Genomic DNA, 14,209 nt, shown 5'->3' with positions numbered 1-14,209 from the left:
TCTGTCTGTTTGCTTATTTTACGCTGCGGACGGAAGCCAGAATGGTCATGGCACCGTCGTGCAGGAAATCCGTCCACTGGTGGACAGCCGACTCCCTGCGCACCAGTACGCTGTCGCTGTCGAGGCGGATGTAGGTGAGCTGGCTCTGGTCCATCTTCATGAGGCCCAGCCGCCCGGCCACTTCTTCCACGCTGGTGATGTTGGTCTTGCTGTTGAGGACACTGTTATAGTAGGTGTACTGGCTCTGCTCGCTCACGAGTTCCGCTTTGGCCTTCTGGATCTGGTCGTTGACCTCCACCAGCTGGGCCTCGCTCCACAGCAGGCTTACCGCAAAGCCTGCCAGCAGCGCCATCGAGATCAGTTGAAGTGCGTGCTGCATGGCCGCCTGGAACGGGCTGAGACGGCGTTTGCCGCCTTTTTCCACCCGCAGTGCGACCTTGCGCTGAGTCTGAGGCGCTTTTCTGCGACGCACCTCAGACGACATATCATAAGCTGGCTGACCCATAGTTGATCTCCTCCTCTTACACTGAGCGGCGTCTTATCCGGCTCAGAGTTTCTCCAAAACGCGCAGATGAGCAGAACGGCTGCGCCGGTTCTCCTCCAGTTCCTGCTTGTCGGCCTCGATGGGCTTCCGGGTAATGAGCTTTGCCTTCGCCTTGCCGCCGCAGACGCAGACCGGGAACTCCGGCGGGCAGGTGCAGGCGGTGGACCAGCGGCGGAACTTGTTTTTCACCAGCCGGTCTTCCAGCGAATGGAAGGTGATCACACACAGCCTTCCGCCCGGGGCAAGGTGGTCGAAGATGGTATCCAGACCTTCCTCCAGAGCGTCCAGCTCGTGGTTGACCGCGATACGCAGCGCCTGAAACGTGCGCCGCGAAGGATTCTTGTTCTTGCGCCGCTCCGCAGGCGGCATGGCGCTGGCCACGATGTCGGCCAGCTGCAAAGTCGTCTCGATGGGGGCCGTCTCGCGGGCCTCCACGATGTGGCCGGCGATCTGCCACGCATAGGGCTCTTCGCCGTAGTCCCGCAGGATGCGGGAGATCTCTTCCCGGCTGGCGGTGTTCACGAGGTCTGCCGCCGTCTCGCCCTGCTGGCTCATCCGCATATCCAGCGGGGCGTCTGCCCGGTACGAAAAGCCCCGGGCCGCGTCGTCCAGCTGATGGCTGGAAACGCCGAGGTCCAGCAGCGCACCGTTTATCTTCTCGATGCCGAGGCTCTCGAGGGCTTGTCCGGCGTAGCGGAAGTTTATCTGCACCACCGTGGCCGGGAGCCCGGCCAGCCGTGCCCTGGCGGTCTGCACCGCATCGGGGTCCTGGTCGAGGGAGACGAGCCGCCCGCCTTTTGCGCCGTCCAGCCGGAGGGCGATCTGGCGGGAGTGTCCCGCGCCGCCTGCCGTGCCGTCGAGATAAGTGCCTGCCGGGTCGATGTTCAGTCCATCGAGGCACTCGTTCAGAAGCACGGGGATATGCTCAAACGAGGCCGGGTCGAACTGTGCCAAATCTTCTGTCTGAGTCATCGCGCCCAGCCTCCTTTCGTTTCGTGTTCCGAGCCGTCCGATACGCCGGACATCTCCCGGGGAGTTTGTCCCGTTTTTTGCTCTGTCATGATACCTGACGACTCTATTTTATTTTAGCAAATCGAAACGCTGAATGCAAGTTTTTTCCTGCGCTTTTTTCCTACAAAATGTTACAAAAAAAGCCCCTGCGAATCGTCATTTTTACTCGCAGGGGACTGTATTCAGGTCAGGAGCGGCTCATCACACGCCGCGGCGGGGGGTCTGGCGCAGGTTCGCGCGGACGTTTTTCACCTGGGCGGCGTTCTCAGACATCGTCTCCTCGGTGGTTTTCAGCATATTATCGCAGTAATCCGTGACCGTCTGGCGGACGGTGCGGGCCTCGGTCTGGGCAGCGGAGACGATCTCGGACGCACGCTGCTGGGCGGCGCGGACGATCTCGGCCTCGCTCACGAGGATGCGGGCGCGCTCTTCTGCCTTCTTGACGATGGCCTGTGCCTGCGCGTTGGCCGACTCGATGAGCTGGGCGCGGTCGCCGACGATGGACTGGGCCTGACGCAGCTCCACGGGGAGGTTTGCGCGGATGTCATCGAGATAGTCCCGAATTTGTTCCACATCCACGATGCGCTTGCCGCCCGAAAGGGGCATTCCGGTGCTCTCTTCCAGCAGGTCTTCGATGGTATCCAAAAGCTCGTTGACGTTCATCACGCTTCTCCTTCTTCCTCTGCGGCGTCTGCCATGGGTCTCACATATTTCCAGAGCAGGACTTTGCCGTACTTATACTGCTTCTTCAGCTGTAAACCGCCCACTTCGGCGGGGAGGACGAGTTTCGTCTCGCTCTCGCAGATGACGATGCCGCCGGGGGCGACGCACTTATCCACGATGGGGAGGATATTTTCCAGCGTGCCGTTGTGGAAGGGCGGGTCCAGCAGCACCAGATCGAACTGCTCCCGGCAGGCCGAGAGGAAGCGGGCCGCTTCGCCGATGTTGACGCGGCTGCGGTCGAAGACGCCGCAGTTCTTGCAGTTCTTCATGACGATGTTCACGGCCTCGCGGTTCTCGTCCAGGAACACGCACCGGGCAGCGCCCCGGCTCAGAGCCTCAATGCCCAGCTGGCCGCTGCCTGCGTACAGGTCCAGCACACGGGCTCCGGGCAGGTCGAACTGGACGATGCTGAACATCGCCTCCTTCACCTGATCGAGGGTGGGGCGGGTAATATCCGTGCCGGGCAGCGCTTCCAGCCGTCTGCCGCGGGCTTCTCCTGCAATGACTCGCATGGTTTTGGCCTCCTTCGGGTCTTTCCTGTTATCGTAACTTCATATTATCGTCATACCGCCGGTCTTTGTCAAGGGCAGTGTCATGATTCGTTGCGTTACGGTCATGAATGTGCTAAAATCATACCAGAACGCCGCTTTTTCGGGCGTACAAAAGGAGAGTATTTATCATGAAAGTCCTGCTCATCAACGGCAGCCCCCACGAGAAGGGCTGCACCTATACCGCACTGAGCCTCATCGCCGGGGAGCTGAACGCCGCCGGCATCGAGACGGAGATCCTGAACGTCGGCACAAAGCCCGTGGGCGGCTGCATCGGCTGCGGCGGCTGTGCTGCCGGCAAGGGCTGCGTCTTCGGCGGCGTGGTCAACGAGGCCATCGAGAAAGCCAAGACTGCCGACGCCTTCGTCTTCGGCACGCCGGTGCATTACGCTTCCGCCTCCGGCAACATGACCAGCTTCATGGACCGTCTCGCCTACGCGGGCGGCAGGTATCTGGCCTACAAGCCCGCCGCCATCTGCTGCTCGGCCCGCCGCGCCGGCACCACATCCACCCTCGATCAGCTGGTGAAATACCCCGAGTTCTTCCATATGCCGCTGGTGAGCGGCTCCTACTGGCCCATGGTCCACGGCTCGAACCCCGAGCAGGTGCTGCAGGACGCCGAAGGCTGCGCCGTCATGCAGGAGCTGGGCCGCAACATGGCCTGGCTGCTCCGGTGCATCGAGGCCGGCAAGGCCGCAGGCATCCAGCACCCGGAGAACCCCCGTCGGCCGATGACAAATTTTATTCGTTAAACCTCTCAGTCAAAGCCTGACGGAGAGGTTTTCTCCAAGGGGCCGCGTTCCCGCCGGGAACGCGGCCCTTTCTTTCTGAAATTTTATTCAGAAACCGATAAAATCCGGCGCGGATTCTTTTTTCGTTCATAACTTTGTGGTAGCATAGGAACTAAAGTATTTTGCCACGGAGAACATTTGCCATGGAACACTACGATTGGAACGACGGCTGGCTCTTCACCCCGGTCTTTGACCCCGCCATCGTGCGGCCGGAATGCCCGGAGCTGACCCTTGAGCCGGTGCGCCTGCCCCACACGGTCAAGGCCCTGCCCTACAATTACTGCAACGAGAACGACTACCAGAAGCTTTCGGGCTACCGGCGGGAGTTTTTTGCGCCCAAAGAATGGGAGGGCCGCACCGTTCTGCTCACCTTCGGAGCCGTGGCCCATGACGCCACGGTGTTCTGCAACGGGCGGCGGGTGTTCCACCACAGCTGCGGCTACACCGCTTTTACCGTCGATTTGACCAGTGCTCTCCATCTGGGTCAGAAGAACGTGGTGGCTGTCCGCTGCGACAGCCGCGAAGATTTGAACATCCCGCCCTTCGGCGGGCAGATGGACTTTCTGACCTACGGCGGCGTCTGCCGCGCCGTCTGCCTCGACGTGAAAGAGCCCGCCTACCTGCGGGACATCTTCATCGAGACGAAGGCCGAGGGCGATTTCCGCATCTACACGGCCACCGTGGGCGAGACCGTCGGCTGCACGTTACAGGCCGAGATACGCAGCCCCTCGGGCAGCCGGGCGTTCTACACCGGCGAGCTGTCGCTGCCCATCACCGGCGCACTGAACAGCGTCCATCCGTGGAGCATCGAGCACCCCACCCTCTACACCCTGACCGTCCGGCTCATCCGTCCCGGCACCGGCGGCCTGCCCGACCGGGTCCTGGACGAGAAAAGCTGCCGGTTCGGCTTCCGTACTCTGCAGTTCGTGGCGGGCGGGCTCTACCTCAACGGCCAGCGGGTGGAGCTGCGGGGCCTCAACCGCCGCCAGAGCTACGCCTATCAGGGCTATGCCATGCCCGACAGCATCCAGCGTCTGGACGCTCAGCTCTTGAAAAAGCAGCTGGGCTGCAACGCTGTGCGCCTCACCACGCCCCCCAGCCCCGCCTTCCTCGATGCCTGCGACGAGCTGGGCCTTTTGGTCTTTGTGGAGATGCCCGGCTGGCAGCACGTCGGCGACGACATCTGGAAAGCGCAGGCTCTGCAGAACTGCCGCGAGATGGTCTGCCAGTGCCGCAGCCACCCCAGCATCTTTTTGTGGGGCGTGCGGGTCAGCGGCAGCGCCGACGACGAGAGCTTTTATAAGCGCACCAACGAGACGGTGCGCCGCCTCGACCCCACCCGCCCCACGGCTGGTACCCGCAGCACCCGCCGCAGCCAGCTTCTGGAAGATGTTTACGCCTATGCCGACTACTCCTACCACGGGCGCGGCGTCGGGTGCGAGGCCCGCACCGCCGTCACCCCCGACACCCGGAAAGGCTATCTCATCAGCGAATTCGAGGGTGCCCAGTTCCCGGCCAAGCCCTTCGACGACGAGCCCCACCGCCTGGCGCAGGCCCTGCGCTACGCCGCCGTCCTCAACGACACCATCGCTCAGCAGGGCGTGGCGGGCAGCTTCGGCTGGTGCATGACCGACTACAACACCCACCGCGAATTCGGCAGCGGCGACCGCATCAGCTATCAGGGTGTGATGGACATGTTCCGCAACCCGAAGCTTTCTGCCGCCGTCTACGCCAGCCAGAAGACGCCCCGCTCCCCTTCTGACATCGTGCTCGAAATTTCATCCAGCATGGCGCTGGGCGACCATCCGGGCGGCTTTGCGGGGGCGTGCTGGGCGTTCACCAACGCCGAGAGCCTGCGGCTCTACCGGGACAACGACTTCGTAGCCGAGTTCACCCCCGACCGCCGGGGCCGTTTTGCGGCTCTGCCCCACCCGCCCATTGAGATACACGATTTCGTGGGCCTGCTGCTTGAAAAATACGAGGGCATCGACCGCACTGCCGCGCCGCAGGTAGCCGCCATCCTCAACGAGATGCGCCGGGACTCTATGGAGCTTTCGCCCCTGTCCCGGGCGCGGATGTACTCACTGCGCCTGAGCTGGAACGAGCTTGTGCAGCTTTACTACAAATATATCGGTGTGCTGGGCAGCCCCGCTGCCGTTTACCGCTTCGAGGCCGTGTGGCATGGCCGGGCCGTCCGCACCGTCGTGAAGGAGCCGGTGCAGAGCGTCCGGCTGGAATGCACCGTCCACAATCCCATCCTGACCGACGGCCCCACCTGGGACTGTGCCGCCGTGAGCCTGCGGGCCATCGACCAGAACGGCAACCTCCTGCCCTACTGTGGTGAGGCCGTTCAGCTGAGCGTAGAAGGGCCGCTGCGCATCCTTGGCCCCAGCGTCGTCCCTCTGCGGGGCGGCATGGCAGGCACCTATCTCGCCACCACCGGCGAGGCCGGCCCGGCCAAGCTCCACTGCCGGATGGAGGGTGCCTTGGACACCGAAGTTTCCCTCACCATCCGCTGCCGGGAGGAGTGAGCGGCACTTAAATGCCGTCTCTTTACGATAGGTTTGCACTCTGTTCAAAATTTTCTCATGGTTGCATGGTATCCTGAGAGCAGAAAAATACAGAAGGGGCGGCGCACCCGCCCCTCTTTTATGAGGAAGGACGTTTATGAAAGAAAAGATACGCCAGTTCATGATAGGCCGCTACGGCACCGATGGTCTGAACCAGTTTTTGAACATCGCCTCTCTCGTGCTGATCCTGGTCTATATCCTCACCCGTCTGCCGCTGCTGCTGTACGTTGGCGTGGTGCTGCTGGGCTTCTGCTACTACCGGATGTTCAGCCGCAACATCTCCAAGCGCACCGAAGAAAATTATAAATACTACGCCGTGAAGGACCGCATCCGCAATAAGTTCAGCGGCCTGAAGGACCAGTGGGACAACCGCAGACTCTACCACTATTACCGCTGCCCCCAGTGCCGCCAGAAGCTGCGCGTTCCCCGGGGCCGGGGCCGCATCCAGATCTCCTGCCCCCGCTGCGGCACCCAGTTCATCAAGAAGAGCTAACGTATGTTTGGATATGTCATCCCGAATCAGGCCGCGCTGGACGACGAGGCCAAGGCCCGTTACCGCACGGCCTACTGCGGCCTCTGCCGCCGCATCGGTGCGCTCCACGGCCTGCGGGGCCGTCTGACGCTGAGTTACGATTTGACGTTCTTGGATCTGCTGCTTTCCAGCCTCTACGAGGGTGAGAGCGAGTGCGTCACCGGCAGCGGCCACTGCCCCATCCACCCCATCCGGAAGATAAATTGGCGGCACAGCGGCCCCACCGACTACTGCGCCGATATGAGCGTGGCGCTCCACTACTACAACGCCGCCGATAAATGGAACGACGACCACAGCCTGCTGGGCCTCGGCTTCGAAAAGCTGCTGGACTCCCCCGCTCAGACCGTCGCACAGCGCTGGCCCCGACAGTGCAATGCCATCCGCACCTGCCTCGACCAGCTGACTCAGCTGGAAGCCGACGGCAGCGAGGACCTTGACGCTGTGTCGGGCTGCTTCGGCGAGCTGATGGCCGAGCTGTTCGACTACAAGCAGGACCACTGGTCGCCGGAGCTGCGGAGCATCGGCTTCCATCTGGGCAAATTCATCTACCTGCTGGACGCCTACGATGACCTGGCACGGGACGAGAAAAAGGGCGCATACAATCCGCTGCGCTCCCTCAGCCGTCAGCCCGGCTACGAGGAAGAGATGCGGGACATCTTCGAGCTGCTGTTAGCCCGGTGCGCCAGAAGCTTCGAGCGTCTGCCCTGCGTGGAGGACTCGGACCTTCTGCGGAACATCCTGTATTCCGGCGTGTGGCTCAAATACAACTGCAAACAGGCCAAAGAGGCCCAGAAAAAGTAACCAATTCCGCCCAAAAGGCGGATTTTGTCTTGATTTTGCAGGCACTGTCCTGTAGACTGTAATATTGTATGGAACGAAAAGGCCGCGCATGGCCTGAGAGACGTGAGGAAGTAGACCCATGAGAGATCCCTATGAGGTGCTGGGCATCCAGCGCGGCGCAACCGACGACGAGATAAAGAAAGCCTACCGTGCCAAGTGCAAGCGCTGGCACCCCGACCTGAACCCCAACGACCCCACCGCCGAAGAGCACTTCAAAGAGGTGCAGGCAGCTTACGACGCCATCACCAAGGGCGACACCGGCCCCCAGATGGGCGGACAGCCCGGCGGCGGTTACGGCTACGGCCAGCAGGGTTATTATCAGGGCGGCTACCAGCAGGGATACGATCAGGGCTACAGCCAGAACGGCTGGCAGCAGGGCGATTTCGGCTTCGGGTTCGACCCGTTTGGTTTCGGATTTGGTTTTGGCGGCTACCAGCAGCAGAGCGGGGCCAGCTACTCCGGCTCTGACAGCCCCGAGATGCAGGCGGCCCGCAACTTTGTGGCCAATGGCCGCTACGCTGAGGCCCGCCGGGTGCTGGACAGCATGAACAGCCGCTCAGCGCGGTGGTACTACCTCTCCTCGCTGGCCAATCAGGGCCTCGGCAACAGCATCGACGCGCTGCAGGACGCCCGCCGCGCCGTTCAGCTGGACCCCAATAACACCGAGTACCAGATGCACCTGCGCCGGATGCAGAATCCCGGCCAGACCTACCGCACCCAGACCACCTACGCCCAGCCCGGCGGGCTGATGCGCTGGTGCTGGAGCATGATTTTGCTCAATCTGCTCTGCAACTGCTGCTGTGGCGGCGGCTGGGGCTGGCGGTTCCGGATGTAACTAAAAAACGAAGGAGCATTGCTAATGCAGTGCTCCTTCGTTTTTTAGCGTTCGGCCAGTCTCGCAATTCCGAGGCCATCCTTCACTTCGACCTCAACAGCAGAATCCCGAGATTCATCTTCATAGCTAAGCAGCATCCACCTGTTCCAATAAAGTTGGTATCTCCTCTCTATCGGCCTTGCTCCGTTCATGAGGTCCTCTTCAAAAAACAAAAATCCATTTTCATCTGTGGCCATTTTATAGAAATTTTCCTTTTCTTCCTCCAATTCATTTGGGTGCTCTATGTAGGCTTTCAGCTTTGTATTCGGCAGAGGATAATCGTCTCCCGCCCATACGAGCACCCGGAATTCCTCGTCCTCCGACTCTTCTTTTGTCTCCCGCATGGAAACATAAGCTCCTTCCCATCCGTCCTTTTTTCCTCCGGCTACAACTTGAAGGGAGTAGGGTGAAACATAGGGACTGTAACCGTCCGCTTCTACCGCATAGTAGTATATCCCGGGCTGCAATTTTTCAAACACCATCGGTTTCGATAACTGCCCTCGTTTCATCTGTACAATTTTCCGCGTTTCGGCATCCAGAAGCGATATGATTACCTGATGCTTGCTAAGGTCATAGTAGTTATACAGCACCATATCGCTGCTGTCACCCAAGTATTTTGCCTTGGAGCAAAACAAAAAGGGGGATGCGGTTATCTTGAATTTGTCCTCAGCACACGGTTGGATCTTCTCTCTATCAAATTCGAAGTCCAGCTTTTCAGCTTTCGGTATGGGTTTCCGACCCTTGTCCCACGTTACATAGAGAATGATGTCCACCTTTTCCCCCATCCGATGATAAATAAGGCTTCCCGGCACATAGTTGATGCCGTACACCTTGAATTCCCCATCACTCTCCTCTACGTCCTCATTTTCTCTTTGGTTCGCCGCCTCGTCATATACGATGTCCGCTATACTGCCGGGCGCGGAGATCTCATTTTCCACCTTTTCATAACTATCGTAGAAATTGATGTTTGGCACCTCGTAATAGTGAAGCTTGCAGTATTCTCCGTAACAAAAAAAGATAATTGCAACTACCAAAAACAGTTCTCCTGCACACCGCTTCAGAGGCTTCTCTTCCTCCTTATCATTCTCCGAATCCTTATTCTCCTGAAAGAGCTGAGCGATTGCCACGACTGCAGCAATCCCCATGATCACCGATGTTGTAGAGTTATAGATCGTAAGCATTCCTTTTGCAAACACCGGATCTATAGAATCACGAAGGAAATCCATCATCATCCCCAGCATCTTCATTCCCCCTTTTTATTTTTTTCGTCCGTGACTCTATAATAAACATTTTCCCGACACATTTCAAGAGTTTTTTGTAGTTTTTGCCATAATCTTTTCGTGGATATTTTTCTTATATATACATCATGCACAATTTTATTTGAAATAAACTAGTATACATAACAGATTGCGTATGTTTTTTTCAAAATTTGTTTTCGTGTGTACACGCAAAAAAGAGTGCCACCGCACGATTCCTCGTGCAGCGGCACTCTCATTTCATTTTACTTTTTTCAGAACAGCACCCTTTAGCTGATGACGATGGTCCGTGTGATCTTCTCGCAGGAATAGTTACCGGAAACTGTTGCCGTCTGGGTGTAGATACCCGGCTGCGTCGGGAACTCCGTGGACTTGCTGCTGAACAGGCCCTTCTTTTTATAAGTACAGGTGACCTTGGCATTATCGACCACCACGCCGTCCGACTCCAGCAGAGCGCCGACATTGTGTGCCTCAGCCTCGGCCAGCGTCATCCCGGCGGGCAGGTCTTCGGCCCAGTAGAGGCGGACGCCCTCGGTCTTGGGCTTTATCTTGAACATGGCCACACCGGCGGTGTTCAAATCGCCGGATTCCAGCGCCACGGCACCCGCAACATAGCTGCCCGAATCCACGGGCTGTTCATCCAGATAGATGCGGCTGAACGCGCCCTCGGGAAGGTGGCGGCGGATGAGCTCGAGAGAGAGCTTCAGGCCCATGGACATATCTTTCAGGGTGGGGATATAGAATTTCAGGGTATCCATCACCTTGACGACCTCATCGGCCACGCCCAGCAGCACGCTGACATCGTTGCCGTCGATGAGCTGTTTGACATAGGCGTAGACATTGAACTCTTCTACCTGATCAGGGGTCTTGGACATCTTGCGGGGCAGGGGTATCATCTTGAGCAGGGTGCGGAGCTTATCGGAGAGCACGAGGGTGACGTAGCCCTTGGCTTCGCCCTTGATGCCCAGCACCACGCCGATATACTGCGCGTCCGCCGGGCGGGTGACCACCGACAGCTCGAACGGGGAGCCATAGACCAGCTTTCCGGCAGCCTGCAGACGAATGGAGACGACTTCATTCGTCTCTTCCAGCCGGGTCTGAGAGGCGCGGGGCAATTCGGTCTCTGCCGAGGCGGCCAGCACCGGGGTCACCATGCTCAGCATGAGGGCTGCTGTGAGAAGCAGCGAAAGCAATCTTTTGGCCTTCATATGGACAAACCTCCTGTATTCATCATCTTCAGCCGGGCGGGCCGCGCAGGCTGACACTCCGGCTGATATGATTTTACCGCAAATCCCTGCTGTGGTCAATGACGGGATTCAAGCGCATCCGCTCACGAAAAGACCGCTGCCCCAGCAGGGCAGCGGCCTCAGAAAATTTTATCGCAGCATCACAGGATGCGCACCCGGACGACGGCGGGGATGGCCGAGAGCTTCGCGGCCAGTGTATCATTCACAGCACCGGTGGCGTCCAGCATGGTGTAGGCCATGTTCTTCTTGCTCTTGTTCACCATGTTCTCGATGTTCAGGCCCGCCTCCGTGGTCAGGGCGGTGATCTGGCTGATCATGCCCGGCTCGTTCTTGTGGATGATGCAGATGCGCTTGCCGCCGGCGCGGGGTTGATGCACCTCGGGCATGTTCACCGAATGGGTGATGTTGCCGTTCTTGAGGTAGTCGTTGAGCTCCTGGGCGGCCATGACCGCGCAGTTGTCCTCGGCCTCCGGGGTAGAAGCGCCCAGATGAGGCGTGCAGATGACGCCCGGACGGCCCAGCAGAGCTTCCGTGGGGAAGTCGGTCATGTAGCCGGACACTTTGCCGGTATCAAGGGCTTCCAGCAGGGCGTCGGTGTTCACCAGCTCACCGCGAGCGTAGTTCAGCAGCTTGACACCGTCCTTGCAGAGGGCCAGCGTCTGGGCATTGATGGTGTCCTTGGTGGTGGGCAGATACGGCACATGGATGGTGATGTAGTCGCAGAGGGGCAGCATATCATTCAGGTTGACGCAGTGACGGACCTGACTGCTCAGGTTCCACGCAGCATCAATGGAGATATAGGGGTCATAGCCGTACACCTCCATCCCCAGCTCGATGGCGCAGTTGGCGACGCGGGAACCAATGGCACCCAGGCCGATGACGCCGAGGGTCTTGCCCTTGATCTCGTTGCCCACAAACTGCTTTTTGCCCTTCTCCACGCTCTTTGCCATGGCGGGGTCGCCGGCAAGACCCTGAGTCCACTGGGCGGCAGCAGCCACATTGCGGCTGCCCGCGATGAGCATACCGATGACCAGTTCCGCCACAGCGTTGGCGTTGGCACCGGGAGTGTTGAACACCACGATGCCCTGCTCACTGCACCGGTCGAGAGGAATATTGTTGACACCGGCACCGGCACGGGCAATGGCCAGCAGGTTGTCATTGAAGGTGGTGTTCAGCAGGTCGGCGCTGCGGACAAGGATGCCGTCGGGGGCGTCGGCGTCCACCGAGACATCGAACAGGTTTTTGTTCAGCTTTGCCAGACCTACCGGGCTGATGGCGTTCAGGGTTTTGATGGTGAACATACTTTCCTATCTCCTATACACAAAAACTCATGCGTTCTCTTTGCGGAACTTCTCCATGAAGTCTACCAGCTTGTCGATGCCCTCGGCTGGCATTGCGTTGTAGATGGAGGCGCGCATACCGCCCACGAGGCGGTGGCCCTTCAGGTTGACGAAACCGGCGTCTGCGGCCTCGGCGCAGAACTTCTTGTCGAGGTCGGGGTCAGGGCTGGTGAAGGTGACGTTCATGGTGCTGCGGTAGCGGTGCTCCACAGGATTATTGAAGAAGTCCTGACCATCGAGGTAGTCGTACAGGACCTTGGCCTTGGCCTCGTTGATCTTCTGCATATTGGCAAGACCGCCGATGTCGTTTTCCAGATACTTGAGCACCAGACCGGTCATGTAGATGCACCAGCAGGGCGGCGTATTGTACATGCTGTCCTTGGCCAGCAGGGTGGTGTAGTTCATCATGGTGGGTACATTGTCGGCGGCGTGACCCAGCAGGTCGTCCCGGACGATGGCGATGGCCATGCCGGCGGGGGCGACGTTCTTCTGGACGCCGAAATAGATGCAGCCGTACTTGGTGACGTCCACGGGCTTGGAGAGGATCATGGAGCTCATATCCGCCACCAGCGGCACACCCTCCACCTGAGGCACTTCGACATACTGGGTGCCGAAGATGGTGTTGTTCTGGCAGATGTGGATGTAGCTTGCATCCTTGTCGTAGTCGATGGCGTTCACGTCCGGGATGTAGGTGAAGTTCTTATCCTTGCTGGACGCGACGATTTTGGCCTCGCCGAACTTTGCGGCTTCCTTTGCGGCCAGGTTGGAGAAGTTGCCGGTGACGATGTAGTCGGCCTTGCCGGTGGTCATGAAGTTCAGCGGCACCATGGCGAACTGCTGGGTCGCGCCGCCCTGGAAGAAGCCGACCTTATAATTATCGGGAATGTTCATCACCCGGCGCAGGGTGGCTTCGGTGTCGGTGATGATGGCGTCGAACCACTTGCTGCGGTGGCTCATCTCCATCACGCTCTGGCCGCTGCCGCCGTATTCGAGCAGCTCTGCCTGAGCCTGCTTGAGCACCTTTTCGGGTAACATGCTGGGACCTGCGCTGAAATTATAAACTCGTGCCATGACGGATTCTCTCCTTTTCCTCTATCTGACGGCCCGTTCGGGCGTTGTGCTCTGGATTTGTCCGTAGTATAATGGTTTTGAGGGGTGCAAAACAAGAGCATCTTTGCACAAAGTTGAGCCGTCAAAGCCCGGGCGGGCGCACGAAGCGTACAAATGTCCTCGTGCAGGGGACATTTTCAAAGACATTTGTAAAACAGATAGTGGAGAGCCGCATGGCTGCTGGGTTTTCTGCTCTTGTTCTTTTTCCTGATTTTTGGTACAATGTCAGTATCTAAGACAAATGTAAAACTAAGTTTTTTACTCAAAAAGGAGAGATGGCCCCCATGTATGGCATTCCGGACAGGCTGAAAGCCCTTTCGGCGGCGGAGGAACAGGTGCTTCTGGCCCTGTGGGACTGCAAACCGCCCGTGTCGCGGCGGGACATCGGTGCGCGTCTGGCCGAAAAAGGCTGGGCCGCCGCCACCGTGCTGAACTTTTTATACCGGCTGGAAGAGAAGGGCTGGGTCACCTGCACCAAAGAGCAGAACCACAACCTCTACGCCCCCACCGTCACCCGCCGGGCCTACGGCGTCTACACCATGCGCCAGCGGCTGGACACCGTCTTTGGCGGCGACCTCGCACAGGCCGTGCGGGCGCTGGTGAGCGAGAGCGGCTGCTCCCAGAGCGAGCTGGAACAGGCCATCGCTGTACTGAACGAAAAGCACGCAGAATCGGAAGAATATGACCTGTATGACCCGTACGGTTAAATCTCTCAGTCTCGCTGTGCTCGCCGGCTTCCCTGTTAGGGGAGCCCTTGGCAGGCCGCTCAACTCGTACTGGATGAAAATGCACTGTCATCCGTAAGGCAATGGACCCTGCGGTC

The 14,209-nt window shown here is 59.1% G+C and carries 13 protein-coding genes and 1 pseudogene; 6 read left to right on the top strand and 8 right to left on the bottom strand.

Annotation, left to right across the window (positions count from 1 at the left end):
* Positions 1-13 precede the first annotated feature (13 nt).
* The 4 genes and pseudogenes from AAAU26_RS09745 to rsmD form a co-directional block, all read right to left on the bottom strand.
* Positions 14-505, bottom strand: coding sequence for a cell division protein FtsL (locus AAAU26_RS09745; RefSeq protein ID WP_149793630.1), 492 nt, complete (start codon positions 503-505; stop codon positions 14-16).
* A 42-nt stretch (positions 506-547) separates the two neighbouring features.
* Positions 548-1,516: a 16S rRNA (cytosine(1402)-N(4))-methyltransferase RsmH gene (gene rsmH / locus AAAU26_RS09740; RefSeq protein ID WP_158400172.1), complete on the bottom strand. Its 969-nt coding sequence runs from the start codon at positions 1,514-1,516 to the stop codon at positions 548-550.
* A gap of 240 nt (positions 1,517-1,756) precedes the next feature.
* Positions 1,757-2,218 carry an ATP synthase subunit B family protein gene (locus AAAU26_RS09735; protein WP_158396263.1) on the bottom strand — a complete coding sequence of 154 codons (462 nt, stop codon included), beginning with the start codon at positions 2,216-2,218 and terminating at the stop codon, positions 1,757-1,759.
* A pseudogene (gene rsmD, locus AAAU26_RS09730) lies at positions 2,218-2,802 on the bottom strand (16S rRNA (guanine(966)-N(2))-methyltransferase RsmD); the annotation flags it as partial. The pseudogene rsmD and the gene AAAU26_RS09735, both read right to left, overlap by 1 nt.
* Positions 2,803-2,957: 155 nt before the next feature.
* Between rsmD and AAAU26_RS09725 the strand changes: the two are divergent.
* The 5 genes from AAAU26_RS09725 to AAAU26_RS09705 all read left to right on the top strand — a co-directional run bounded on the left by AAAU26_RS09725 (position 2,958) and on the right by AAAU26_RS09705 (position 8,394).
* Positions 2,958-3,578, top strand: coding sequence for a flavodoxin family protein (locus AAAU26_RS09725; protein ID WP_149793627.1), 621 nt, complete (start codon positions 2,958-2,960; stop codon positions 3,576-3,578).
* 182 nt (positions 3,579-3,760) lie between these two features.
* Entirely contained in the window at positions 3,761-6,148 is a 2,388-nt protein-coding gene (locus tag AAAU26_RS09720) for a glycoside hydrolase family 2 protein (protein ID WP_227618699.1), read from the top strand.
* A 136-nt stretch (positions 6,149-6,284) separates the two neighbouring features.
* A complete protein-coding gene (locus tag AAAU26_RS09715) occupies positions 6,285-6,680 on the top strand; it encodes a hypothetical protein (RefSeq protein WP_207676915.1) in 396 nt (131 codons plus the stop codon).
* Between the two features lie 3 nt (positions 6,681-6,683).
* Entirely contained in the window at positions 6,684-7,520 is an 837-nt protein-coding gene (locus tag AAAU26_RS09710; RefSeq protein ID WP_227618700.1) for a DUF5685 family protein, read from the top strand.
* A gap of 118 nt (positions 7,521-7,638) precedes the next feature.
* Entirely contained in the window at positions 7,639-8,394 is a 756-nt protein-coding gene (locus tag AAAU26_RS09705) for a J domain-containing protein (protein ID WP_158396255.1), read from the top strand.
* 44 nt (positions 8,395-8,438) lie between these two features.
* On the opposite strand, the gene AAAU26_RS09700 is transcribed toward AAAU26_RS09705, so the two are convergent.
* The 4 genes from AAAU26_RS09700 to serC form a co-directional block, all read right to left on the bottom strand.
* A complete protein-coding gene (locus tag AAAU26_RS09700; protein WP_158396252.1) occupies positions 8,439-9,674 on the bottom strand; it encodes a hypothetical protein in 1,236 nt (411 codons plus the stop codon).
* A 284-nt stretch (positions 9,675-9,958) separates the two neighbouring features.
* Entirely contained in the window at positions 9,959-10,897 is a 939-nt protein-coding gene (locus tag AAAU26_RS09695; protein ID WP_227618701.1) for a hypothetical protein, read from the bottom strand.
* A gap of 179 nt (positions 10,898-11,076) precedes the next feature.
* A complete protein-coding gene (locus tag AAAU26_RS09690) occupies positions 11,077-12,237 on the bottom strand; it encodes a phosphoglycerate dehydrogenase (protein WP_227618702.1) in 1,161 nt (386 codons plus the stop codon).
* Positions 12,238-12,264: 27 nt separating this feature from the next.
* Positions 12,265-13,347 carry a 3-phosphoserine/phosphohydroxythreonine transaminase gene (serC, locus tag AAAU26_RS09685; RefSeq protein ID WP_227618703.1) on the bottom strand — a complete coding sequence of 361 codons (1,083 nt, stop codon included), beginning with the start codon at positions 13,345-13,347 and terminating at the stop codon, positions 12,265-12,267.
* Between the two features lie 323 nt (positions 13,348-13,670).
* Between serC and AAAU26_RS09680 the strand changes: the two genes are divergently transcribed.
* Complete coding sequence (locus AAAU26_RS09680) at positions 13,671-14,093, top strand: BlaI/MecI/CopY family transcriptional regulator (RefSeq protein ID WP_207676910.1); 423 nt, start codon at positions 13,671-13,673, stop codon at positions 14,091-14,093.
* Positions 14,094-14,209: the final 116 nt, after the last annotated feature.

The organism is Faecalibacterium longum (genome assembly GCF_040094125.1).
Lineage (GTDB): Bacteria > Bacillota > Clostridia > Oscillospirales > Ruminococcaceae > Faecalibacterium > Faecalibacterium longum.
The sequence above is the reverse complement of the archived record's forward strand: the minus strand, read 5'-3'. Positions and strand labels throughout refer to the sequence as shown.

Excerpts from the sequence above, each read along its gene's own strand:
- AAAU26_RS09745 (WP_149793630.1), bottom strand. The coding sequence starts at position 505 with ATGGGTCAGCCAGCTTATGATATGTCGTCTGAGGTGCGTCGCAGAAAA.
- rsmH (WP_158400172.1), bottom strand. The coding sequence starts at position 1,516 with ATGACTCAGACAGAAGATTTGGCACAGTTCGACCCGGCCTCGTTTGAG.
- AAAU26_RS09735 (WP_158396263.1), bottom strand. The coding sequence starts at position 2,218 with ATGAACGTCAACGAGCTTTTGGATACCATCGAAGACCTGCTGGAAGAG.
- AAAU26_RS09725 (WP_149793627.1), top strand. The coding sequence starts at position 2,958 with ATGAAAGTCCTGCTCATCAACGGCAGCCCCCACGAGAAGGGCTGCACC.
- AAAU26_RS09720 (WP_227618699.1), top strand. The coding sequence starts at position 3,761 with ATGGAACACTACGATTGGAACGACGGCTGGCTCTTCACCCCGGTCTTT.
- AAAU26_RS09715 (WP_207676915.1), top strand. The coding sequence starts at position 6,285 with ATGAAAGAAAAGATACGCCAGTTCATGATAGGCCGCTACGGCACCGAT.
- AAAU26_RS09710 (WP_227618700.1), top strand. The coding sequence starts at position 6,684 with ATGTTTGGATATGTCATCCCGAATCAGGCCGCGCTGGACGACGAGGCC.
- AAAU26_RS09705 (WP_158396255.1), top strand. The coding sequence starts at position 7,639 with ATGAGAGATCCCTATGAGGTGCTGGGCATCCAGCGCGGCGCAACCGAC.
- AAAU26_RS09700 (WP_158396252.1), bottom strand. The coding sequence starts at position 9,674 with ATGCTGGGGATGATGATGGATTTCCTTCGTGATTCTATAGATCCGGTG.
- AAAU26_RS09695 (WP_227618701.1), bottom strand. The coding sequence starts at position 10,897 with ATGAAGGCCAAAAGATTGCTTTCGCTGCTTCTCACAGCAGCCCTCATG.
- AAAU26_RS09690 (WP_227618702.1), bottom strand. The coding sequence starts at position 12,237 with ATGTTCACCATCAAAACCCTGAACGCCATCAGCCCGGTAGGTCTGGCA.
- serC (WP_227618703.1), bottom strand. The coding sequence starts at position 13,347 with ATGGCACGAGTTTATAATTTCAGCGCAGGTCCCAGCATGTTACCCGAA.
- AAAU26_RS09680 (WP_207676910.1), top strand. The coding sequence starts at position 13,671 with ATGTATGGCATTCCGGACAGGCTGAAAGCCCTTTCGGCGGCGGAGGAA.